Genomic DNA, 22,211 nt, shown 5'->3' with positions numbered 1-22,211 from the left:
ACGCACCTGGCGGTCGATCTGCGAGTGCACGCGAGTGCACGGGGGATTTCCAGCCCACTTTGATCCAATAGCCGGCAGGGGTGCCCGCCGACCGCCCCGGCCCTGGCTACTCGGTTGGCCGGGCGAGATCCCAGACGATGTAGCCACGGCCATTGACATCGAGCTGTGCGTGGATTCGAGTGAATTCAGCATCTAGAACGCCTGGCAAGTCAGGCATCCGCTTGACCCCGAGATGGTTAAAGAAGACGAGCATGCGGTCCGCGTCTGTCGGAATTGAGGCAAGAAGCTGCGAGTAGTCGCCAGATCGTTCCTCCGCCATAGTGAATACGCGATCGGGTCTGATCTCGTCGCTGTAGCGCTCGAAGTACACGATCGCACGAGACCGTTCCTGGAAACCTGTTTCCACAAGAAAGTAGTCCGTCTCCGGCGATGCCTCGACAACTTGGATGACGCGGGCAACGTTTCCGCGCCAGTCGTGTTTTCTGTCCGTTGCCGCGTCGAATCCCGCGGGGACCACCATTAGCGCGATAAGTAGAGCGGTGGCCGTCGACACAAGATTGCCCGGTTCTGTCGCGGCCAGGGACTTTCGCTGTATCGCGAGCACCAACGTCGCGATTCCGATGACTACGAGAGCTGTCAATGGCGGAACAGAATAGACGAAGTATCTAAGGCTGTAGCGTTCGACGCCAGCGATAGTGAACACCACGTAGGTAATCAACAATGGAAGCGATGACCAGATCAACAATATTGCGTAGAGCCAGTCTCTCGAACCGAGTCTCGACTGGCGATTGGCAAAGATCCGCCACAAACTCAGAACCCCAACCATGGCCAAGAGAATCGCGACTGCAGGAACGATGAAGCGGAAGTCAGCGAGGTTCTGGCGAAGCACGACCGCGATAAAGAGATCCCAGGGAGTCGTGGATGCAGCAGAGCCCTCGACGGCGAACGAGTCAGACAGTCGACCGTAGCGTCCGAAGAAGACCTGTCCCCATAGGGCCAAGAATGCGAGGGGGGCGGCGAGGCTCAAGGACGCTCCAACGAGAAGCGGCCTCCACCAGTCGCGAGGGTGACGCTCAGTCAAGATGAACAACAACAGCGCCAGCGCCTGCGCGATCAGCCAGAAGAGGTTGTAGTAGTGGGTCATGATGAGACCAATGTTCGCCAGCACCACTCCGATCACTGACGGCCAGTGCTCGCCGATGCTCCAATTACCCGAGGATTTCAGCGCCAGAAGGGTCTTTAGCAGGAGCGCCATCGAGACGGTTGCGAGCAACATCGTGAGTCCATATGAGCGGGACTCCACGGCATAGGTCATGGAGACTGCCATCACGGAATAGCTGGCGCCAGCGACGAAAGCCAGGTAGCGAGACCATTGGTGTCGGACGATTCGGTAGAGGACGTACCCGGACAACGTGACGGCGACGTTGGAAAGCATGCGCGTAGCCACTTCTCCATCGCCGAACACGCTCATCCAGGCGTAGAGCAAGAACTGGTAGAAGGGCGGATGCACCGAGTTCTCAGAGAGGGTGACTACCGAGTCGATGATCGTCGGGTTCCAGATTCCGTGCACGTAGACAGAGAGGATCTCGTCGTTCCAGTACGAGTTCCAGTCCGACAAGTAGGTGCGCAGGATGAAGACCGCGATGAGGAAGGCCACAATCGCACGATCGCTCGCGATCGTGGACGCGGTGTTCTTCCCGGCGGTTGCCAGTCGCGACCCGATTCGATCCACGAGTGAAGTGTTCGGCGAGCTTCGCTCTGGATCCACAGTCATGAACCCCGATAGTACGCGAGCCACGTGTCACTGATGCGCGCAAGGCCCGTGATTTCGGCTCGCGCCAAAGGGTCGAACTCGCTGCGGCGGCGCGTCCGTCGTTCTCGCGCCCGTTAGCCTGGAGTCGTGGGCACACTGAAGTGGCGAGGGTTGGCGTTCGTCGTGAGCGTTGCGACGCTTGCGGGCGTAGCGCTACTGATCTGGGCGACCGCCACTAATGACCTTTCACTGGCACTCTTCGGCCTCGCGCTCACCTTGTCCGCGGTTGTGCTTGCCTCGCTCGCAACCCTGTCCTCAATCCGTCGGCTCATCAGGGTTCAAGATGCGGCGCTTCGCTCCAAGGACCTTGCGAATCTGAAGAGCGCCATGGCGAGTGTTCAACGCACCCTCGGCGCAGCTCCGGGCTCCCTCGAGGCGCGCCTGCGCCACCACGTGATCAGGGACACCTCGGCGCTGTTGACCCTCCATGACCTCTACCCGGCCCCCGGGGAGCACGTACCTCTCACCAGTTGGTCGGCATACCCGGCCACCGCCCTCATGCTCACCGAGCACGTTCGCGAGCTGCCGGCAGGTAGCACCGTGCTCGAGCTGGGCAGCGGGGCGACCACCGTGTGGATGGCCCTCGCATCCCGACGGCGCGGGGGAGACGTGCGCATCGTCAGCCTCGAAGCATCCCCCGACTTCGCCGAGGTGACGCGCACCGCCGTGCGCCGCAACGGCGTCAACGACCTCGTCGACCTGCGCGTCGCCGCCCTCGACGCGGTCACCACCAAGCACGGCGAGCAGCAGTGGTACGAGGCCCCGTCGTGGAACGACGTGAGTGGCATCGGCCTGCTCGTCGTCGACGGCCCTCCCGGCGGAACGGGCCCGCACGCCCGCTACCCCGCGGTCGAACTGCTGGCCGATCGGCTCGCGCCGGGCGCGATCGTCGTCATCGACGACGCCGACCGCGACGACGAGAAGGCCATGCTCGCCGACTGGCTCACGCTCGACCGCGACGGCCGCCACCCCGAGATCCTCGAAGTGCGCGAGAACGCCACAGCACTGCGCATGCCCTGACCCGTACCACCTCAGCGTCACCACAGAGACACCCCACCCGGCCCCCACCAAGAAGAACGACTCAGCATGACCCGACATGCGCACCACACCGCCCCGCGCGCCGCCCGCGCGCTCTCGCAGCAAGCCCCCGACGTGCTCGTGCGGCATGCCGCCGCGACCGCATCACCCGTCACGCTCGCCGCCCTCGCCCACGCGGCGAGAGCTGCTCCGCCCGAGCGAACCCTCGACAGCCTCGTCGCGCTGGCCCGCGCGCATCGCGTGCTCGGGCTGGGCCTCACGCCGGAGGGCGAGGCCGGCCGACTCTTCCGCGAGGCGGCCGAGCGCATGGACGGTGATCGGGCATCCCGACGGCACCGCGACCGCGTCGTGGAGGGCCTCATCAGCACACGGCAGATCACCCTCGCTCGCGAGCTCGACGAGCGCGTGCCCGGCACCACCGATCGCGCCCACCTCTTTCGGCAGGACATCGCCAACCCTTTCCTCGAAGGCAGCGTCTCTCCGGCCGACGACGCCGTGGACCGGTGGCTGCATCTCGCGGGCGAGCGCCACCGCGCCGATGGCATCGAACCCCTCACCCTGCGCGACAGCGGAGCGACAGTGTTCGACCGCCTCACCGCCGACTCGAGCCGGCGCATCGACGAGGGCCCGCTGATCTCCGTCGTCATGACCACCTACCGCCCCGACCACATGGTCGAGACCGCGGTGCGGTCGATGATCGTGCAGACCTGGCAGAACTGGGAGCTGCTGCTCGTGGACGACGCCTCGCCGGCCGACTACCAGGACTTCCTGCAGTCGCTCGGCGACCTCGACGAGCGCATCCGCCTCATCCGCTTCGACGACAATGCCGGAGTTCACCGCAGACGTGCCGACGGTTGGCGGGAAGCGCGCGGCGACTACCTCACCGCGCAGGACTCCGACGACTGGGTGCACCCCCGACGCCTCGAACGCCAGCTGAGCCACCTCATCGAGGAATCGCCGATCCCCGCGACGATGCTGCACACGAGCCGGATGACCGAGCGAGGCGGCTGGGTGCACCCCGGTGGAGCGTGGCGACAGGCGATGCATTCGAGCCTGCTCATGCACCGCACCGTGTGGGAGGCCCTCGGAACCCTCGCCGACGAGCGCCGCAGCGCCGACGCCGAGTACCGGCGCAGAATCGAGGCCGCGTTCGAGCAGGAGATACCGGCCGAACCGACCCTCGCCCCGCTGACCCACATTCGCCGCTACGACGCGTCGGAGAGCGCGCAGGGCTTCAGCATGATGCGCATGCACCCCGGCTACCGCGCCTACCGCAGTGCCTTCACCGCCTGGCACGGTGAACGACGCGGCGATCACGTCGCCCTGCGATACGACCCGCGTCGGGATGCGCCACGGTTTCCCGTGCCAGCGATCGTGCGCGCAGAAGCTCCGCCGCAGCATGAGCTCGACGTGCTGTACGTGCTCGACCCGCGCGAGTGCGAGCGCGCAGAGGCGCTGCACCGCGCCGTTGTGGAAGAGCTCTCCTCGCTCGTGGACCGCCGGCTCAGGGTCGGGGTGATGGCCATGCTCTCGCCCCACCTCGCACACGCGCACGAGTCGAGCCCTGTCGAGTTGCAGGCACTCGTGTCGACCGGTCGCGTCGCCGAGGTCATGCTCGACGAGGCGGTCACCGTCGTCCGGCTCGTCGTGCGGCACCCCGAAGCGCTGCTCGGCGTCGCACACGACAGCCCGACGGTGCACGCTCGCCGTGTGGAGATCGTGCGAACCGACCGCACCGAACGGCTGCTGCCCCGATCCGTCACGACACGAGCGGTGCGGCGCGACGCGCTCGCGCGGCTCGTGCACCCCGGCTACCGCCTGCGCAGGCCCCGCGCCACCCGGTTGTTAGGCTCCTGACGTGCTCATCACGCCGCTCGACATCCCTGACGCCCACCTCATCGAGCCGCGCGTCTTCAGCGACGAGCGCGGCGCTTTTCTCGAATGGTTCCGGGCTGACCGGCTCGCGGAGACCCTCGGGCGCCAGGTGCCGATCGTGCAGGCGAACACGTCGGTCTCGGCGCGCGGCGTCGTGCGGGGCATCCACTTCGCCGACGTGCCTCTCGGCCAAGCGAAGTACGTGACCGTCACGCGGGGAGCGATCGTCGACTACGTCGTCGACCTTCGGGTCGGCTCGCCCACCTTCGGGCAGTGGCAGGGTGTCGAGCTGAGCGCCGACAACCACCACGCGCTCTTCCTCGCCGAAGGCCTCGGGCACGCTTTCGTCTCCCTCGCCGACGACACCTCCGTCAGCTACCTCGTCACCGACGTCTTCCGCCCTGAGCGCGAGCACGCCGTGCACCCGCTCGACGGCGACCTCGGCCTCGACTACCGGATGCCGGTCGGCGAGCTCATCCTCTCTGCCAAGGACGAGGCGGCGCCGGGCTTCGCCCAGGCGCAGGAGGACGGCCTGCTGCCCACCTGGCAGGACTGCCAGCAGCGGTATCGCGACCTGGCGGTCTGATGCGCGTCATCGTCGTCAGCCACAGCGCCGCCGACCACCTGGGAGGAGCCGAGCAGTCGCTGCTGGCCCTGCTCGACCACTGGACCGCCGCTGACCCCGCCGTCGAGCCGATCGTCGTCGGCCCCGCCCCCTCCACCGCCATGACCCGCGAGGTGCTCGCGCGCGGCTGGGCGTCGACCGACCTCGCCATGACCGGCTGGGCCGTGTGGGAGGCCGACGGCGGGCGCGCGCAGCGCCGCCAGCGCGAGATCGAGAACGCCGCCGCCACCCGCCGCATCATCGAGATCGTCGAGCGGGAGCAGCCCGACCTCGTCATCACCAACACCCTCGTCATGCCGTGGGGCGCCCTCGCCGCCGCCCACGTCGGCGTGCCCCACGTCTGGTTCGTGCGCGAGTTCGGCGAGCGCAGCCAAGGGTTCCTCTACCCCGACGGGCGCGACGCCGCCCTGCGCGACATCGGCGCGCTCTCGCACACCGTCGTCGCCAACTCCCGTGCCGTCGCCGACGAGCTGCAGCCGCACATGCCCGAGCGCGACATCGCCGTCGTCTACCCGCCCGTCGACCTCGAGCGCGTGCGCGAGGAAGCCCTCGAGCCGCGAGCGCCCGACTTCAGCGACGCCGACCGCTTGAAGGTGGCCGTGCTCGGCCGCGTCACCCGCAGCAAAGGGCAGTGGCGCGTCGTCGAGGCGCTCGCACGACTCGAGTCGAGCGCCGTGGAGGTGCGCTTCATCGGCGGCGTGCTCGACGCCCGCGCCGACGAGCAGCTGCTGCGCCGCGCGGCACGGTTGACGGTGGCCGCCGACCTGCGCTTCCTCGGCGAGCAGCCCAACCCCTTCTCGATCGTCGCGCAGGCCGACGTGTGCATCATCCCGAGCGAGAAGGAGGCCTTCGGCCGCTCCACGCTCGAGTGCCTCGCGCTCGGCAAGCCCGTGCTCACCACGCGCAGCGGCGCGGGGGCCGAACTCGTCGACGACCGCCGCACGGGTGCCGTCATCGACGCCGACGACTTCGACGCGTGGGCGCGCGCACTGCGCGCCTACCTCGAGCATCGCGAGCTCATCGCGGCGCACGGCGAGGCCGCGCGGCAGCGCGCCGACGACATCGCGGCGGGGCCGCACTCCCTGCCCCTCGCCGTGTCAGTGCTCACTGCAGCGGCGGGCGGCGCGCCCGGGGCGCTGCCTGAGCGGTGGCGCTCGTGGGTCGAGCGCCTCGACGAGACGGCGGCCGCGAGCACCCGCGGGCTCGCCACCCGCGCGCGGCTCACCCGCCTCGCCACGCTCGGCCTGCGCGCTGCGCGGCACCCCGTGCGAGCATCCCGTCGCGTGCGCGCGCTCCTGGCGCGCCGATAGTCGCCCGGCGCACCCGCTGGTCATCGATACGATGGCCGAATGGACTCTTCCACCCCGGCGGTGCCGTAGTGCGCGGCATCATTCTCGCCGGCGGCTCCGGCTCGCGGCTGTGGCCCATCACCAAGGGCATCTCGAAGCAGCTCATGCCGATCTACGACAAGCCCATGATCTACTACCCGCTGTCGACGCTCATCACGGCGGGCATTCGCGAGGTGCTCGTCATCACCACGCCCGAGTACCGCGACCAGTTCGAGACGCTGCTCGGCGACGGCAGCCAGCTGGGCATGTCGATCCAGTACGCCGTGCAGCCGCAGCCCGAAGGTCTCGCGCAGGCCTTCCTCATCGGCGCCGACTTCATCGGTGACGACAGCGTGGCCCTCGTGCTCGGCGACAACATCTTCCACGGCGCCGACCTCGACCGGGCCCTGGCTGCAGCGGGCTCCCTCGACGGCGGGCTCATCTTCGCCTACGAGGTCGCCGACCCGAGCGCCTACGGCGTCGTCGAATTCGACGAGAGTATGACCGCCGTCTCCATCGAGGAGAAGCCCGCCCACCCCAAGAGCAACTACGCCGTGCCCGGGCTCTACTTCTACGACAACGACGTCGTCGACGTGGCGAGAGGCATCGTGCCGAGCGCGCGCGGCGAGCTCGAGATCTCGTCGATCAACGAGCACTACCTGCACGCTGGTCGGCTCACCGTACAGCCACTCGAACGCGGCACCGCCTGGCTCGACACCGGCACCGTCGCCTCGATGATGGAGGCCGCCGAGTACGTGCGTGTCATCGAGCACCGGCAGGCGCACAAGATCGGCTGCATCGAAGAGCTCGCCTGGCGCGCTGGGTGGATCGACGACGCCGCTCTCGCCGCCCTCGCCGAACCGCTTGTCAAGAGCGGCTACGGCGCCTACCTGCAGAGGCTGCTGACCCGTGCTGGCTGAGTTCAAGGCGCTCCTCAAGCCCTACCTCGCGCCGATACTCAGGTTCAGCCGCGCCGAGATTCTCGTGGGCCTCGCCCTGCTCGCTCAACCCGCGGTGCTCATCTTGCTCGCCCTCGTGATCACCGCGATCGAGTACCCCTGGCTCGTGCTCGCCTGGTTCGTGCAGTTCCTCCTGCTGAGCGTCTACGGCCTCGTGCTGCTGCGCCGTCGACTGCGCACGCGGGCGCCCGCGCGGCACAACCCTCAGGTCACCGGGTTCCTCTCGCCTGGCCTGCTCGAAGACCTCGCGGACACGGCGCCCATCAGCCTCGCCCCGTTCTCGCGACGGCGCAGCATGAACAGACTCGCCGAGCGAGCCGCCCCCAACGAGATCGTCGCCTACGCCCTGCACGCGGGCACGCGGCCCGTCATCGACGCCCTCGCCCTGCGCGCGACGGCCGGGGCGCTCGACGTCGACGCGCTCGTCGCGGTCTCGCGCCTCGGCCCGCCCGCCGCCTCACGGTCGCTCGGCACTGTCGATGTCGACCTGCTCGTCGGCCTCGCGCGGGTCGCGAGCATCCACGACCTCGGCGACGGTGCGGCGGAGGCGCTGCTCGACCTCGCCGTCGCCCGCAGCGCGCACGCGAGCGACGCCTCGCAGGTGCGCGTGGCTGAGCTGTGCGTCGCCGCCCGCCGGTTCGCCGACGCCGCCGTCGTTCTCGACCAGGTGGAGACCGAGTCGTGGCAGCGCCGACTGCTGCTCGCCGACCTCGTCAATCCGCACATCCCAGAGACCGGCGCGAGCGACGAGGAAGCGTGGCTCGCGCTGTGCAACGCGTCGTTCGCCGCCGCGGGCCTCGAGCCGATCGCGATGGTGGGCGACCACGGTCTGCCCTTCGACCGCCTCGCAGCGCCGGCAGCGCCGCCCTCGAGCGTGAGCGGCCCGCGCGTGACCGTCATTATGAGCGCCTACCGCCCCGACGAGGACACCCTGCACGCGGTGCGCTCGATCATCGACCAGACCTGGCGCGACTGGGAGCTGCTCGTCATGGACGACGCCTCCGGTGCCGAGTACGACGACATCTTCGCCCGCATCGACGCGCTCGACGAGCGCGTGACCGTCGTGCGAGCCACCGAGAACGCCGGCACCTACGTGCGCCGCAACGAGGCGATCCAGCGCGCGACGGGCGAGTTCGTCACGATGCAGGACTCCGACGACTGGAGCCACCCGCGCCGCCTCGAGCTGCAGGTGCAGCACCTTCTCGCGCACCCCGACGCACCGGCCAACCTCAGCTCGGCGCTGCGGGTCACGAGCGATCTGCTGTTCACGCAGGGCCGGGGCCTCTACCTACGCCTCGCCGAGCCGTCGCTGCTGTTCCGCCGGGAGCTCGTCGTGGGCCGCATCGGCTACTTCGACTCGACGCGCAAGTCGGCCGACTCTGAGTACCGCATTCGCATCGGGGAGGCCTTCGGCGACGAGGTGCCGCACCTCGTCACGCGCGGCCCCCTCATGCTCATGCGCTTCGACACCGCCTCGCTCAGCGGCAGCGACCTGGCCGACGGCTGGACTCACCCGGCGCGCGTCGCCTACCGCAGCGCCTACAAGCGCTGGAGCTCCGCCGCCTCCGCCCCGCACCTGCCCTTCCCGCTCGAGCAGCGCCCCTACTCGGCGCCGACGCGCATCACGGGCGAGAACCCCGACCGCGGTCGGGTCGACACCCTCGTCGTCGCCGACGTGCGCACCGGCGGCCCCTTCGACAAGAACGTCGGCACGCTGCGCACGATGCTGAAGGCCGAGCACGCGGCCGGCCGCACGACGGCGATCCTGCACGCCCCCGGCTTTCTGCACTCCGCGCAGGAGAAGCCGTGGAGCGGCGCCTACCACGCGATCATCGACGACGGTCTCGCTCTCGAAGTGTTCGCGCTGGGGGAGACGGTGCAGGCGGGCACGGTCGCCATCTGGGGGCCGGATGCTCTGCTCGGCGTGCCCGAACGTCACGGCGTGACCGCCGACGAGGTCGTGCTTGTCGCCCACCCCACCGAGCAGGGCGCGATCGTCGTGCCCGACTACGCCGAGCAGCTGTGCCGCGAGCGTTTCGGGCACGCGCCGCGTCGCGCCCCGTCGGGTCGCCTACACTGAGACGGTTGTCCCGGCCCGCGAGGTGCCCCAGGCCCGTCGAAAGCACAGGATGAAGTATCTGAAGGAGCTGCTCGGTACCCGCGAGCTGCTGGCGAACCTCACCATGCGCGAGGTCAAGGGCCAGTATCGGCGCACGGTGCTCGGCCAGCTGTGGTCGCTGCTCAACCCGATCGCGACCATGCTCGTCTACACGGTCGTGTTCTCCTTCATCTTCCGCGCCGACCCCGACCCGGGTGACCCGAGCGGGCTCAACATCTACCCGCTGTGGCTCATGTGCGGTCTGCTGCCGTGGCTGTACTTCTCGCGCGTCGTCAACGGCGGCCTCAACTCGATGGTGTCGAACGCGAACCTCATCAAGAAGGTGTACTTCCCGCGCATGCACCTGCCGCTCTCCGTCATGTCGTCCGTCGGCATCACGTGGGGCATCGAGATGGGCGTGCTCACCCTCGCACTCTGGATCTTCGGCGGCTTCCCGCTCCCGTGGCTGCCGCTCGTCATCTTCACCATGGGGCTGCTCGCGCTCTTTGCCGTGGGCGTCGCGATGATGCTCGCCATCCTCAACGTGCACTTCCGCGACACGCAGCACTTCACGACGATCGTGCTGCAGATGTGGATGTACCTGACGCCGATCATCTACCCGATCAGCCTCGTCGAGGACGCCGCGCGCGACATCGGCGACTGGGTGCTGTTCGTCTACCGTCTGAACCCCATGGAGCACTTCGTGGGCGTGTTCCGCAACCTCCTCTACGACAACCGGCTGCCCTCGCTCGACGACACCCTGTGGGTGTTCGGCGCCGCCGGCATCGTCTTCGCCCTGGGCTTCCTGATCTTCTCGCGCAACGAGAAGCGATTGGCTGAACTGCTGTGACCTCGACCACTACGAACCCGCCCGCCGTGATCGTCGACAACGTGTCGAAGAAGTTCCGGCTCTACAAGGAGCGCAACCAGACGCTCAAGTCGGCCGTCATGCGCGGCCGCAAGACCGTCGCCGAAGACTTCTGGGCGGTGCGCGACGTCTCCTTCGAGGTGCCGCAGGGTCACACGTTCGGCCTCATCGGCCGCAACGGCTCGGGCAAGTCGACGCTGCTCAAGACCCTCGCCCGCATCTACCACCCCGACCAGGGCTCCATCACCCTCAACGGCACGGCAGCCTCGATGCTCGAGGTCGGCAGCGGCTTCCACCCCGAGCTCACGGGGCGCGAGAACATCTACCTCAACGGCTCCATCCTCGGCCTCAGCCGCAAGCAGGTGAAGGCCAAGTTCGACGAGATCGTCGACTTCTCGGGCGTCGAGAAGTTTCTCGAGCAACCCGTCAAGAACTACTCGTCGGGCATGTACGTGCGCCTCGGCTTCTCCGTCGCCGTGCACACCGAGCCCGACATCCTCGTCGTCGACGAGGTGCTCGCCGTCGGTGACGGCGCCTTCCGCGAGAAGTCGCGCCTGAAGTTCCTCGAGTTCACGGGCGCCGGCCGCACCGTCATCTTCGTCTCGCACGCCCTGAACCAGGTCAAGGAGATGTGCGATCAGGTGGCGTGGCTCGAGAAGGGCCGCTTGCGCGAGGTCGGCGACGCCACCGAGGTGACCGACCGGTACGAGAAGGCCCTCGCCGACGAGAAGGAGTAGCCGCGGCGGCTGCCCGGCCCGCGCAGCCGGTCAGCGCGTTCGGCGCACCACCCACGCTGCGCGCACCCGCAGCGCCGTGCTGAGCCCCGCCCGCACCGGCCACAGCCACCACCCCCGGTACTTGCTCAGCAGAAACCGCCGTGCGCTCTCGTGGTGCACGCGCACCATGCGCGCCGACTCGGTCGTCGTCGCGTGCGCTCCCGTGTGGATGACCGTGGCGCTCGGCGCGAAAACGTTGCGGTACCCGGCGAGACCCGCGCGGTAGCCCAGATCGACGTCTTCGAAGTACATGAAGTAGCCGTCGTCGAACCCGCCGAGCTCGTCGAAGACGCTCCTCCGCACGAGAACGCACGCCCCCGAGAGCCAGCCGGCATCCCGCTGCTCGCCGCTCGGGGCGCGCTCGTCGCGGTACCGCGTCGTCCACGGGTTCGACTGCCACACCGTCACGAAGAGCGCGTGGCCGATGCCCGTGCGCAGCGACGGCACCGAGCGGGCGGAGGGGTAGAGGGTCTCGTCGGCGTTGCGGATCGCCGGGCCGACGATCGCGATGCGCTCATCGGCCGTCGCGACCGCGAGGAGCGCGTCGACGCTGCCCGGCAGGAGCACGACGTCGGGGTTGCACAGCAGCACCCACTCGACCGAGGCCGGCAGCGCGGCGACGCCCGCGTTCATACCGCCGCCATAGCCGGGATTGTCGGGCAGGGGCACGTAGTGGCCGCCGTGCTGCTGCGCCAGTTCGCCCGCGAGCGAGCCCTCGCCGGGCAGGTTGTCGACGACGACGAGCTCGAGAGGCTGCTCGCTCGCCCGCTCGAGCGAATCGAGCAGATCGGGCAGCACTGCGTTGGAGCGGAAGGCGACCGTCACGACACCCACCCGGGCGGTCTCGGAATCGTCGCGGCGGGTCATGGTGGTTCGAATCCTACCGGCGGGCCTCGGCGTGGCCGGCGGTCGTAGGCTGACGGGATGACCTCGCCCGCGCAGCCCGACCGGCTCACCGTCTCGGTCGCCCTGTGCACGCGCAACGGGGAGCGGTTCGTGGCCGAGCAGGTGCGCAGCATTCTCGCCCAGCGCCCCGCACCGCTCGAGCTCGTCGTCGGCGACGACGACTCGAGCGATGACACTCTGGCGATCATCGACGCCACTCTCGCCGAGGCGCGCGCCGCCGACCCTGCCGTGCAGACCGAGCTCGTGGTGCGACGCCACAGCCCGCCGCTCGGCGTCGTCGGCAACTTCGCCGATGCGATGGCGCACTGCCGGGGCGACCTCATCGCCCTGAGCGATCAGGACGACGTGTGGCGCGCCGACAAGCTCGCCCGCCTCGTGCCCCTCTTCAGCGCGGATGCCCGGCTGCAGCTCGCGCACTCCGACGCGCGCCTCGTCGACGGCGAGGGCGAGCCCCTCGGTCTCACGCTGCTCGACGCGCTCGAGGCCACCGCCGCGGAGCGCGAGGGCCTGGCCGCGGGCGACGCGTTCGCCGTGCTCCTGCGCCGCAACCTCGTCACGGGCGCGACGGTCGTGCTGCGCCGCACCCTGCTCGAGCGCGCCGCACCGCTGCCCGCCGAGTGGGTGCACGACGAGTGGCTCGCCGCGGTCGCGGCGGCGCACGGCCCGCACGCCCTGCGCCTCGTGCCGGAGCCGCTCATCGACTACCGGCAGCACGGCGCCAACGAGATCGGGGCGCGCAAGCCCACCATGGCCGACCGCTGGGCGAAGCTGCGCGAGCCCCGCGACGGCCGAGCGCCGCTCCTCGCCGAGCGCACGCGCCTGCTGGCCGACCACCTCGCCACGCTCGACATCGCGCCGGACCGGGTCGCCCAGGCGCGTGCGAAGCACGCGCACGAGGCCCGCCGTCGCGACCTGCCGCGCTGGCAGCCCGCGCGCATCCCCGCCATCGTCGCCGGAGCCGTGAGCGGACGCTACGACCGCTACAGCCGCGGCGCGATCGATGTGCTGCGCGACCTCGTGCAGCCCGCCGGCGGGCGCTCATAGGATGGGGCGGCGGCACAACTGGGAAGGACCACCATGACGCGCGTCGTGATCCTCACCGGCGACCCTGTCGGGGCCGCGATGGCGGGCCCCGCGATTCGCGCGTGGAACATGGCGCTCGAGCTGCAGCGCCACGGCCACGACGTGCGCATCGTCTCGACGAGCGACTCCACGGAGCCGTCCGCGCGCGACGGCGTCACCGTGGAGCGCGTGCGCGCGGGCGACGACCGCGCCTTCCGCGCTCACGAGCGCTGGGCCGAGGTCATCGTCTTCCAGGGCTACGGCCTCGGCCAGTTCGACAGCCTGCGCCGCACCGACCGGTTCCTCGTCGCCGACGTCTACGCGCCCATGCACCTGGAGGCGCTCGAGCAGGGGCGCGACTTGGCCCGAGCGACGTGGAGCCTGCGCGTCGCGACGGCGCGCGACAGCCTCACCGACCAGCTGCGCCGCGCCGACCTCGTGCTGTGCGCGAGCGAGCGGCAGCGCCAGCTCTACCTCGGCCACCTCGCGGCGATCGGTCGGGTGACTCCCGCGACGTACGCGGGCGACCCCGAGCTGCGCGGCCTGCTGGCCCTCGCGCCGTTCGGCCTGCCCACCGAGCCGCCCGCACCCGGTCGCGCCCTGCGCGGCGTGCACACCGCGATCGACGCCGACTCGCGCGTGCTGCTGTGGGGCGGCGGCGTCTACGACTGGTTCGACCCGCTCACCCTGATTCGGGCCGTCGCGCGGGCGAAGGGGTCGGTGCCGGGCATCCGCCTCGTCTTCCTCGGCACTCGCCACCCGAAGGTCGACGAGATGGGCATCGTGCGCCGCGCCGTCGACCTCGCCACCGAGCTGGGCGTCGAAGGCTGCGAGGTCGTCTTCAACGACACGTGGGTGCCCTACGACGAGCGCGGTGCGTTCCTGCTCGAGGCCGACGCGGGCGTGAGCACGCACCACGTGCACGTGGAGACCACGTTCGCCTTCCGCACGCGCATTCTCGACTACTTGTGGGCGGGGCTGCCGATGGTCGTCACCGAGGGCGACGGCTTCGCCGACCTCGTGCGCGAGGAAGGGCTCGGCGTGGTCGTGCCGGCGAACGATGAGGATGCTCTCGCCGACGCCCTGACCGCCGTGCTGACCGACACCGCCGCGGCCCAGCAGTATCGGGCGAACGTGGCCCGCGTGCGCGAGCAGTACACCTGGCCGGTCGTGCTCGAGCCGCTCGTGCGCTTCGTCGACGCGCCCCACCACGCCGCCGACTACGTGCCGGGTCGCGGCGGCATGGGCGCAGGCTCCGGCCGCGCGCGCCGCACCGCGGGGCCCGGTCATGCCGCGCGCATGGCCTGGCACCACCTGCGGCACTCCGGCGTCCGCGGTCTCGCGGCGCGGGTGCGCGCACGGATCGGGCGTCGCTCGTGAGCGAGCGCGGGGTCGCGCGGGCGGCGTCGCAGTTCGTCGAGCGTCGTCGGCCGCTCCTGCTGCTCGTGCTCGCCGCCCTCACCCTCGTGGCCTGGGCCTTCGCTTCGCCGATCGGCTCCTCGCCCGACGACGACTACCACCTGACGAGCTCGTGGTGCGCAGGGCCTGCCGCGGGTGAGCTGTGCGAGCCGGGAGAGGCCGCCGACGAGCGCGTCGTGCCTGAGGCGCTCACCGACATCGCCTGCTACGCCTACGACCCGCAAGCGAGCGCCGCGTGCCAGGGGGAGGAATTCGACTGGTCGACGAGCGAGACCGTCGAGACGGGGCGCGGCAACTTCAGCGGCGAGTATCCGCCCGTCTACTACGCCGTCACGGGGCTCCTCACGGGGGGCGACATCCAGGTGTCGGCGCTGCTCATGCGCCTGCTGAGCGTCGCGCTCTTCCTCGGCCTCAGCGCCGCACTGTGGAGCCTGCTGCCCGAGCGCCGCACGACCCTCGTGTGGGCGTGGCTCGCCACGATGGTGCCCCTCGGCACCTTCCTGCTCGCCTCCAACAACCCCAGTTCGTGGTCGATCATCGGTGTCGGCAGCAGCTGGCTCGCGTTGCTCGGCTACGTCGAGGCGACGGGGCGTCGGCGCATCGGCCTGGGCGCGGTCTTCGTCGTCTCGACTCTCGCCGCGGCCGGCTCGCGCGGCGACGCTGCGCTCTACGCGGGGCTCGCGATCGCCGTCGTGTTCGTGCTCACCGTCACCCCGACGTGGCGCTATGCGAAGCTCGCCGTGCTGCCCGCGGTCATGGCCGTCGTCGCCCTCGCGCTCTTCCTCACCTCGCGCCAGGTCGGCAGCGGCCTGCAGGGGTTCGGGGCGGGCGGCTCGGGCTCCGGCACCGGTGGTGCAGACGACGGCGGTCTCGAGGCCGTCATCACGGGCCCCGCGCTGCTCGCCTACAACGTGCTCAACCTGCCGTCGCTGTGGGCGGGCCTGCTCACCGAGGGCGGCCTCGGCTGGCTCGACGTGCAGATGCCCTCCCTCGTGTCCTTCGCCGTCGTCGGCGTCTTCGTCGTGCTCGCCTTCGTCGGCCTCGCCCGCGTCGAGCGGCGCCGGGCGATCGCCCTGCTGCTCGTCGGCGCCGTGCTCGTGGCCCTGCCGCTCTACGTGCTGCAGGCCGGCGGTGACCGCGTGGGCCAGCAGGTGCAGCCGCGCTACCTCCTGCCGCTCATCGTGCTCTTCGCGGGCCTCCTGCTGCTGAGCCGCACGGGCGCACCGCTGCGCATCTCGCGACTGCAGAGCTGGCTCATCGGCGCAGCTCTTGCGGGGGCGCATTTCGTGGCCCTGCACCTCACGATGCGGCGCTACATCACGGGCATCGACGGCGCCGGGTTCGACCTCGGCGCGGGTGCCGAGTGGTGGTGGGCCGGGCCGGTCGGGCCCAACGCCGTGTGGCTGCTCGGCGCGCTCGCGTTCGCGCTGCTCGTCAGTCTCGCGGTGCCGCTGCTGACGCGGCCTGCGGCGACCGCTCTACGCGGTCAAGTGCCCGAGGGCGATGACGGCGACGCCGTCACGGCGACGCAGGCTCGTCGTACCAGCAGTGATCACCGCTAGACCCGCGAGCCTCTTGGCTCGTTCGACGCTGACCTGCGACGCCAGGCGCTGAAGGTTCGTCGCAGCCCGTTCGATTGCCGTGTCTCCGCCAAGCTTGATCTCGATCGCTGCCCATCGACCGTTCGGCAGTTCGATGATCGCGTCTACCTCGAGCCCGCGCTCGTCGCGATATCGACCCACTGTGCCGCCCATCGTCTCGGCGTAGACGCGAAGATCACGAATCGCCAGCGACTCGAACAAGAACCCGAGGGTTCTGGGGTCATCGAGCAGAGTGGTCGCCGATGCGTCGAGACCCACCGCGGCGAGCGACGGGTCGACGAAGTGCCAGGTCGGCCTCACCCGCAATCGAACTGCCGATCGCAAGTGAGGGCGCCAAGCGGGAAGCTCTTCCAGAACCCCGACTCGATCGAGCGCGTCCAGATACTTGCGCACGCTCTGGGCCGAGACCGAGCCGCCGTCGATCTCCGCCTCGGCGGCGAGCCTCGCGGCTGGAGCCTCGGTGGCGACGTTGCGAGCGATCGCACGCAAGAGCGCGCGCATCCGCAGCGGATCGACTCCCTCGCCGGAGAGCGGAATGTCCACCCGGGTGATGTCATCGAGGTAGGCGTCGAGATACTCGGTCGCAGATCGTTCGGTCTGCTCGACCAGGGCGGGCCACCCGCCACGAACGATCAACTGGGCGTAGTCGTCGACACTCGGGCCGCCGATTCCGGAAATCTCGCCATCGTCGAAGAGGGACCCGAGCGCGACGCACGCGAGAGACTCCCCGCTCTCGCTCAAGGTCATAGGGCGCAGCCGCAACCGGCGAAACCGTCCAGCACCACTGTGGCGTGTGACATCGTCAGCGGGTGTCTGGGAGCCGGTCAGGATGAACTGCCCAGACCGACCCCGAGCGTCGACGGCATGGCGAACGGCGTTCCACACTGCGGGCGCGAGCTGCCACTCGTCGATGAGTCGGGGGGTGTCGCCTCGGAGCACCGTCTCGGGGGCCGCTTCAGCCAGTTCGAGGAGATCCGGCGAAGAGTCGAGCCTCACAGAGCTGGCCGAGTGTCGCAGGGCGGTCGTCGTCTTGCCTACCGCGCGTGCGCCCTCGAGAATCACGGCGCCGAATGTGTGTAGTGCTCGCTCGACAGCAGCATCGATGATGCGAGTGCGATAGTCCACCATCAGCACAAGATATCACTTTTGCGTAGATTGAGATATCACTTTTGCGCGGATTGAGATATCACTTTTGCGTGTACTCAGACATCACTTTTGCGTTTTCGCCCGCATCACCCTCGAGACGCCGGTGCGGTCGATGTGCCGTCGGGATTCGGTCGCGTAGCGGCCCGACGCAGACGCAGACGCAGCGGCAGCAGAGCCGACGCCGCCGCGAGCCTCAGGGGAGCATCCCGACGCAGGGCGTCGCCCAGGCGACGCGTCAGGAGAGTCGACGGCCGCGTGAAGTGGCGGCGCTGCGCGAGCAGGTCGCGCACCCGCGGCAGGTCTGGCTGCGCGGCGAGCACCTGCTCGACCAGGCGCTCGTCGGTGCGCGAGAGGGAGCGCTCGAGACCGGGCGCGGCGTCGCGCGCGAGGTGCAGGAACGCGGCCGCGTGCGCGCACTCGTGCGCGGCCTTATCGTCCGTCACGTCGAGCGTGCGCAGAGCGAGGCCCGGCAGCAGGTGGATGCGCACCATCTTCGTCGCCACGAGCTGCCGATCGCGCAGCGCGAGAGAGCGGAACCACGGGCCGCGCAGCAGCTGCGCCGAGGCGGCGACTTCGGCGTCGAGCGGCTGCGGTGTGCGGGTCACCCGGCTCGGGGCGTCGTCGCCGAGCACGTAGGCGGGAGCACGGCTCGCGAAGCGCAGCGGGCGGCCCGAGAACCACAGGCCCAGGCTCACCGGCTGGTCGGAGCCGTTGGTGACACCTGTGCTGAAGCGCAGCCCCTCGTCGAGTATCGCCGCGCGCTCGAGCAGACCGCGCAGGGCGGTGCGGTACGGCAGGCGGTCGCGCCGGGGGTGCAGGGCGCCGGCGTGCAGCGGTCGCACGGGCGGATTGAGCACGGCTCGGCCCGAGGCGTGGCGCTCCGGCGCGATCACGGCGGCGAGGCCGTGGCGCTCGGCGAGGCGCAGCCAGTGCGCGAGGGCGCCGGGCTCGAGCCAGTCGTCGGAGTCGAGGAACGACACGTAGCGCGCGCGCGACCGCTCCAGCGCGAGAGTGCGCGGGCCCGCCGGGCTCGGCAGTCCGTCATCGCACGCGAGTACCGTCACGACCGCCTCGGTGGGCACGCTGGCGAGCATGTCCTCAGCGGCATCGACCGGCAGGTTGTGGGCCACGACCGTCACGACGATCTGGTCGCCCCAACGCAGACCAGACTCGGTGACGGACGCGACAGCGCGGGCGAGAGGCCGCGCGCGGTCGTGCACCGGCACGATCACCTCGACGGCGATCTCGGGACCGGGCACGTCGCTCATGCGGCGACCTCCCGGTAGTGGGCGTCGAGCTGCGCGGCACTCGCCGCGAGGCTGCGCTCCGCGACGACCCACTCGCGGGCGCGCACGCCCATCGCGCGGTGCTCTGTCGACGGCAGGGTCAGCAGGGAGTGCAGGGCGTCGCCGAGCGCAGCCGTGTCCCGCTCGGGCACGACGAGCCCCGTCTCGCCCTCGCGCACCATCTCGGGCGCCCCGCCGCTCGCGTAGGTGATCGCGGGCACGCCGCAAGCCTGCGCTTCGAGCAGCACGAGCCCCGCGGCCTCCCGCCACCCGCGGTCGAGCTGGGTGGGTAGCACGAGCGCCCGCGCACCGCGCAGCGCTTGCCGCACCCCGGCGCGCGGCAGCGAGCCGAGCACCTCGATGTGGGGGTGCGCGGCGGCTGCGGAACGCACCGCACTCTCGAGCGGTCCGGCGCCCACGACGCGCAGCCGGTGCGGCGTGCGCCCCTGCAGTGCCACCGAAGCGTCGAGCAGCTCGTGCAGACCCTTGGCGCGCGACCAGCGGCCGACGAAGACGAGGGCGGGAGCATCCCGATCGTCGGTCGGCCCCTCACCGGGCGTGAACCAGTCGGTGTCGATGCCCTGGTAGTGCACCTGCACGCGCTCGCTCGGGAACCCTGCTGCGATCGCCCGGTCGGCCAGGTAGCGGCTCACCGGCAGCACGCGGTCGCTGCGCTCGATCGTGCGGCGGATGCTGCGTCGGTGGAACGCCGCGAGGGGCGTGCGCGCGCGGCTCTCCGCCGCGACGACGTCGTAGCCGTGCAGGGTCGTCACGAGCGGCGCGGCAGCGCTCACCGCGCCGTGCGACCAGGTCGCGAATTGCTGGTGCACGAGGTCGGGCCCCCACGACCGGATGCGCCTCGCGTGCTCCCGCCCCGCGAGAACCGCGAGCCGCATGCGCCACGGCCACGAGCCGGCACTCTCGGGAACGACCGAGTCGATCGCGATCCCCACGTCGGGGTCGCCCACGCGCGCCGCCCGCGCGAACACCGCGAAGTCGTGCACGGCCGCGAGCTCGAGCGCGTGCTGCACGACGAAGTACGTCGGCGGCACGGGCAGCAGCCCGGTCGTGACGGCGATCCTCATGCGGCGCCTACTCGGTGGCGCTGCGGCTGGCGTCGCGTCGACCGGAGTCGAGCCGCGCTTCGAGCTCGCTGATGCGGTCGTTCAGACGCGCTTCGGTGAGGGTGATCTCGCGCGCGAGGCGCGTGTTGAGGCGCGCGAGCCGCACCGACCGCTTGTACTCGTTGACCGTGTACAGCAGGCCGATGATGATCGCGACGTAGAAGAGAAGGTCGGCGCCGCGGCCGATGCCGACGAGCTGCGCGAGCACGGTGAGCAGATCGGGCCAGATGATGACGACGATGCCGACGAGGATGCCGACGAGCATGACGAGGCGGCGGATCGCCAGGTGGCGGGGGCTCGGCGTGGAGCGCAGCAGGTAGACGGCGATGCCGAGCAGGGCGAGAACGAGGATGATCTGGAACCACATGATGGCGGGCCCCTCTCAGTTGATGACGAGGTCGACGAGGATGTTGACCGAGTTGAGCAGCGACTGACCCTTCGCCTTCGAGTAGTCGGTGTAGACGACATGAACGGGATGCTCCGCCCACGCCAGGCGCGTGCGACCCAGTTGCACGACGATCTCGGTGGCGTGCGCCATGCGGTCCTGGTTCAGCTCGATGCCCTCCGCCGCGTCGCGGCGCAGCACGCGCAGGCCGTTGTGCGCGTCGGTGAGGGTGAGCCCCGTGCTCACGTTGGTGACGGCGACGGCCGTCTTGAGCACGATCGTCTTGAGGAACCCGGGGCGCGTGCGGTCGTCGAGGAAGCGCGAGCCGAACACGATCGCCAGATCCTCCTCGCGGGCGCGCTGCAGCATCGCGAGCGCGTCGACGAGGCGGTGCTGGCCGTCGGCGTCGAACGTCACGATGTACTCGGCGCTCGGGTGGGTGAGCGCGTAGCTGATGCCCGTCTGCAGGGCCGCGCCCTGACCGAGGTTGTGAGGGTGGCGGATGACGCGTGCCCCCGCCGCCTCGGCGACGGCCACCGAGTCGTCGCTCGAGCCGTCGTCGACGCAGACGACGTGCGCGAATCGGGTGCGCAGCTCGTCGACCACGCCGCCGATCATCGTCGCCTCGTTGTAGAGCGGGATGACGACCCAGCAGGTCGAGTCGACGGCGTCGGGCATGAGTGTCATTGTGTCAGAGGCCGATAGCCTGAACGGGCCATGCGCATCCTCATCGCGTCACGCCTGTTCTTGCCGGAGCCCGCCGTGGCGGCGACCCGGCTGGGGGCGCTCGCGCGCGAACTGGCGGCGCGGGGCCACGAGGTCGAGGTGCTCACGAGCCGCCCGCCGCGCGGCTCGATCGTCGAGGACGAGCCGGGCGTGCGCGTGCGGCGCTGGCCCGTGCTGCGCAACCGTCAGGGCGCCGTGCGCGGCTACGTGCAGTACCTGAGCTTCGACGTGCCCCTCCTGGCGCGCCTGCTGCTGGCCCGCCGGGCCGACGTCGTCGTCGTCGAGCCGCCGCCGACGACCGGCACGGTCGTGCGATGGGCGAGCCGGCTGCGCCGCACCCCCTACGTGTACTACGCCGCCGACATCCTCTCTGACGCCGCCGCGCACGCCGGCACGTCGCGCACGGTCGTCGGAGTCGTGCGGCGGCTCGAGCGGGCGGCCGTTCGCGGTGCCGCGCGCGTGCTCTCCGTCTCGACCGACTTCACTGAGCGGCTGCTCGCGCTCGGCGCGCAGACCGACTCCATCGCGGAGGTGGGCAACGGCGCCGACACGCGCATCTACACGCCGGACGGGCCCGCTGTGAAGGCGGCCCCGTACGCGCTCTACGCGGGCACGGCCAGCGAGGTGCACGGCGCCGCCGTCTTCGTCGACGCCCTCGAGCACGTCGACGGGCTGCGGCTCGTCTACCTCGGCTCCGGCACAGATCATGCGGCTCTGCGGGAGGCCGGCGAGCGTCGGGCGCCCGGCCGCGTCGACGTGCTGCCGACGGTCGCCCCCGCCGAGGCGGCCCGGTGGCTGCGCGGGGCGACGGTGGCGCTCGCGAGCGCGCGCCCAGCATCCGGTGATGCCGCCGCGTACCGCTTCTTCCCCGCGAAGCTGCACGCGGCGGCCGCGTGCGGCACGCCGATCCTGTACGCGGGCGAGGGCTCTGGCGCGGTCTTCGCCGAGGATGCTCCGCTCGGCACCGCCGTGCCCTACGACCCGCGCGCGGTCGGCGCCGCGTTGCAGCGCGCACTCGACGCCCCCGCCACCCCCGAGCAGCGCGCCGCCTTCGCCGCGTGGGCGCGCAAGCGTGTGTCACTCGCCGCGGTCGCGGGCCGCGCCGCCGACGCCGTCGAGCTGGCCGCCGCCACGCCGCACGGCCGCGCCCGCCCGGCGCGGGAGGCGCGCGCGTGA

Annotated in this window: 19 protein-coding genes; 12 read left to right on the top strand and 7 right to left on the bottom strand. The window is 70.5% G+C overall.

Going from position 1 to position 22,211, the window contains the following annotated elements:
- Positions 1 to 106 precede the first annotated feature (106 nt).
- On the bottom strand, positions 107 to 1,732 hold the full coding sequence (locus FK219_RS11825; protein WP_165638135.1) for a glycosyltransferase family 39 protein: 1,626 nt from the start codon (positions 1,730 to 1,732) through the stop codon (positions 107 to 109).
- 408 nt (positions 1,733 to 2,140) lie between these two features.
- On the opposite strand from FK219_RS11825, the gene FK219_RS11820 reads away from it, so the two are divergent.
- The 8 genes from FK219_RS11820 to FK219_RS11785 all read left to right on the top strand — a co-directional run bounded on the left by FK219_RS11820 (position 2,141) and on the right by FK219_RS11785 (position 11,341).
- Complete coding sequence (locus tag FK219_RS11820) at positions 2,141 to 2,833, top strand: O-methyltransferase (protein ID WP_152584124.1); 693 nt, start codon at positions 2,141 to 2,143, stop codon at positions 2,831 to 2,833.
- 66 nt (positions 2,834 to 2,899) lie between these two features.
- The gene (locus tag FK219_RS11815) at positions 2,900 to 4,708 is read left to right on the top strand and encodes a glycosyltransferase family 2 protein (RefSeq protein ID WP_152584123.1); all 1,809 of its coding nucleotides are present in this window, start codon (positions 2,900 to 2,902) and stop codon (positions 4,706 to 4,708) included.
- A gap of 1 nt (position 4,709) precedes the next feature.
- Positions 4,710 to 5,312: a dTDP-4-dehydrorhamnose 3,5-epimerase gene (gene rfbC / locus FK219_RS11810; protein WP_152584122.1), complete on the top strand. Its 603-nt coding sequence runs from the start codon at positions 4,710 to 4,712 to the stop codon at positions 5,310 to 5,312.
- The gene (locus FK219_RS11805) at positions 5,312 to 6,661 is read left to right on the top strand and encodes a glycosyltransferase family 4 protein (RefSeq protein ID WP_152584121.1); all 1,350 of its coding nucleotides are present in this window, start codon (positions 5,312 to 5,314) and stop codon (positions 6,659 to 6,661) included. The genes rfbC and FK219_RS11805 overlap by 1 nt, the downstream gene beginning before the upstream one ends.
- A gap of 68 nt (positions 6,662 to 6,729) precedes the next feature.
- Positions 6,730 to 7,599 carry a glucose-1-phosphate thymidylyltransferase RfbA gene (rfbA, locus tag FK219_RS11800; protein ID WP_152584120.1) on the top strand — a complete coding sequence of 290 codons (870 nt, stop codon included), beginning with the start codon at positions 6,730 to 6,732 and terminating at the stop codon, positions 7,597 to 7,599.
- The gene (locus FK219_RS11795) at positions 7,589 to 9,718 is read left to right on the top strand and encodes a glycosyltransferase (protein ID WP_152584119.1); all 2,130 of its coding nucleotides are present in this window, start codon (positions 7,589 to 7,591) and stop codon (positions 9,716 to 9,718) included. Before rfbA ends, FK219_RS11795 begins: the two co-directional genes overlap by 11 nt.
- Before the next feature lie 49 nt (positions 9,719 to 9,767).
- Positions 9,768 to 10,586, top strand: a complete 819-nt coding sequence (locus tag FK219_RS11790) for an ABC transporter permease (RefSeq protein ID WP_152584118.1) — start codon at positions 9,768 to 9,770, stop codon at positions 10,584 to 10,586.
- Entirely contained in the window at positions 10,583 to 11,341 is a 759-nt protein-coding gene (locus FK219_RS11785; RefSeq protein ID WP_246299214.1) for an ABC transporter ATP-binding protein, read from the top strand. Before FK219_RS11790 ends, FK219_RS11785 begins: the two co-directional genes overlap by 4 nt.
- 30 nt (positions 11,342 to 11,371) lie before the next feature.
- Here the strand turns inward: FK219_RS11785 and FK219_RS11780 are convergent, their stop codons facing one another.
- Entirely contained in the window at positions 11,372 to 12,247 is an 876-nt protein-coding gene (locus tag FK219_RS11780; RefSeq protein ID WP_152584117.1) for a glycosyltransferase family 2 protein, read from the bottom strand.
- A 57-nt stretch (positions 12,248 to 12,304) separates the two neighbouring features.
- Here FK219_RS11780 and FK219_RS11775 point away from each other — a divergent pair, with 57 nt between their 5' ends.
- The 3 genes from FK219_RS11775 to FK219_RS11765 are packed head-to-tail and all read left to right on the top strand — an operon-like array spanning position 12,305 to position 16,329.
- The gene (locus FK219_RS11775) at positions 12,305 to 13,330 is read left to right on the top strand and encodes a glycosyltransferase (protein ID WP_152584116.1); all 1,026 of its coding nucleotides are present in this window, start codon (positions 12,305 to 12,307) and stop codon (positions 13,328 to 13,330) included.
- Positions 13,331 to 13,363: 33 nt separating this feature from the next.
- Positions 13,364 to 14,728: a glycosyltransferase family 4 protein gene (locus tag FK219_RS11770; protein ID WP_152584115.1), complete on the top strand. Its 1,365-nt coding sequence runs from the start codon at positions 13,364 to 13,366 to the stop codon at positions 14,726 to 14,728.
- Positions 14,725 to 16,329: a DUF2142 domain-containing protein gene (locus tag FK219_RS11765; RefSeq protein ID WP_165638134.1), complete on the top strand. Its 1,605-nt coding sequence runs from the start codon at positions 14,725 to 14,727 to the stop codon at positions 16,327 to 16,329. Before FK219_RS11770 ends, FK219_RS11765 begins: the two co-directional genes overlap by 4 nt.
- Here FK219_RS11765 and FK219_RS11760 read toward each other — a convergent pair.
- The 5 genes from FK219_RS11760 to FK219_RS11740 all read right to left on the bottom strand — a co-directional run bounded on the left by FK219_RS11760 (position 16,246) and on the right by FK219_RS11740 (position 20,996).
- A complete protein-coding gene (locus FK219_RS11760; protein ID WP_152584113.1) occupies positions 16,246 to 17,496 on the bottom strand; it encodes an ATP-binding protein in 1,251 nt (416 codons plus the stop codon). The genes FK219_RS11765 and FK219_RS11760 overlap by 84 nt on opposite strands.
- 104 nt (positions 17,497 to 17,600) lie before the next feature.
- Positions 17,601 to 18,782, bottom strand: a complete 1,182-nt coding sequence (locus FK219_RS11755) for a glycosyltransferase family A protein (protein ID WP_152584112.1) — start codon at positions 18,780 to 18,782, stop codon at positions 17,601 to 17,603.
- A complete protein-coding gene (locus FK219_RS11750) occupies positions 18,779 to 19,885 on the bottom strand; it encodes a glycosyltransferase (protein WP_152584111.1) in 1,107 nt (368 codons plus the stop codon). The genes FK219_RS11755 and FK219_RS11750 overlap by 4 nt, the downstream gene beginning before the upstream one ends.
- Positions 19,886 to 19,892: 7 nt before the next feature.
- Positions 19,893 to 20,291, bottom strand: a complete 399-nt coding sequence (locus tag FK219_RS11745; protein ID WP_152584110.1) for a DUF2304 domain-containing protein — start codon at positions 20,289 to 20,291, stop codon at positions 19,893 to 19,895.
- A gap of 15 nt (positions 20,292 to 20,306) precedes the next feature.
- Positions 20,307 to 20,996, bottom strand: a complete 690-nt coding sequence (locus tag FK219_RS11740; RefSeq protein ID WP_152584109.1) for a glycosyltransferase family 2 protein — start codon at positions 20,994 to 20,996, stop codon at positions 20,307 to 20,309.
- A gap of 30 nt (positions 20,997 to 21,026) precedes the next feature.
- On the opposite strand from FK219_RS11740, the gene FK219_RS11735 reads away from it, so the two are divergent.
- A complete protein-coding gene (locus tag FK219_RS11735; protein ID WP_152584108.1) occupies positions 21,027 to 22,211 on the top strand; it encodes a glycosyltransferase family 4 protein in 1,185 nt (394 codons plus the stop codon).

The organism is Microcella pacifica (assembly GCF_009371975.2).
Taxonomy (GTDB): Bacteria; Actinomycetota; Actinomycetes; order Actinomycetales; family Microbacteriaceae; genus Microcella; species Microcella pacifica.
This window is presented reverse-complemented; position numbering and strand designations above follow the sequence as displayed.

Excerpts from the sequence above, each read along its gene's own strand:
- FK219_RS11735 (WP_152584108.1), top strand. The coding sequence starts at position 21,027 with ATGCGCATCCTCATCGCGTCACGCCTGTTCTTGCCGGAGCCCGCCGTG.
- FK219_RS11820 (WP_152584124.1), top strand. The coding sequence starts at position 2,141 with ATGGCGAGTGTTCAACGCACCCTCGGCGCAGCTCCGGGCTCCCTCGAG.
- FK219_RS11750 (WP_152584111.1), bottom strand. The coding sequence starts at position 19,885 with ATGAGGATCGCCGTCACGACCGGGCTGCTGCCCGTGCCGCCGACGTAC.
- FK219_RS11790 (WP_152584118.1), top strand. The coding sequence starts at position 9,768 with ATGAAGTATCTGAAGGAGCTGCTCGGTACCCGCGAGCTGCTGGCGAAC.
- FK219_RS11815 (WP_152584123.1), top strand. The coding sequence starts at position 2,900 with ATGACCCGACATGCGCACCACACCGCCCCGCGCGCCGCCCGCGCGCTC.
- FK219_RS11780 (WP_152584117.1), bottom strand. The coding sequence starts at position 12,247 with ATGACCCGCCGCGACGATTCCGAGACCGCCCGGGTGGGTGTCGTGACG.
- FK219_RS11775 (WP_152584116.1), top strand. The coding sequence starts at position 12,305 with ATGACCTCGCCCGCGCAGCCCGACCGGCTCACCGTCTCGGTCGCCCTG.
- FK219_RS11805 (WP_152584121.1), top strand. The coding sequence starts at position 5,312 with ATGCGCGTCATCGTCGTCAGCCACAGCGCCGCCGACCACCTGGGAGGA.
- FK219_RS11740 (WP_152584109.1), bottom strand. The coding sequence starts at position 20,996 with ATGACACTCATGCCCGACGCCGTCGACTCGACCTGCTGGGTCGTCATC.
- FK219_RS11770 (WP_152584115.1), top strand. The coding sequence starts at position 13,364 with ATGACGCGCGTCGTGATCCTCACCGGCGACCCTGTCGGGGCCGCGATG.
- FK219_RS11745 (WP_152584110.1), bottom strand. The coding sequence starts at position 20,291 with ATGTGGTTCCAGATCATCCTCGTTCTCGCCCTGCTCGGCATCGCCGTC.
- FK219_RS11760 (WP_152584113.1), bottom strand. The coding sequence starts at position 17,496 with ATGGTGGACTATCGCACTCGCATCATCGATGCTGCTGTCGAGCGAGCA.
- FK219_RS11755 (WP_152584112.1), bottom strand. The coding sequence starts at position 18,782 with ATGAGCGACGTGCCCGGTCCCGAGATCGCCGTCGAGGTGATCGTGCCG.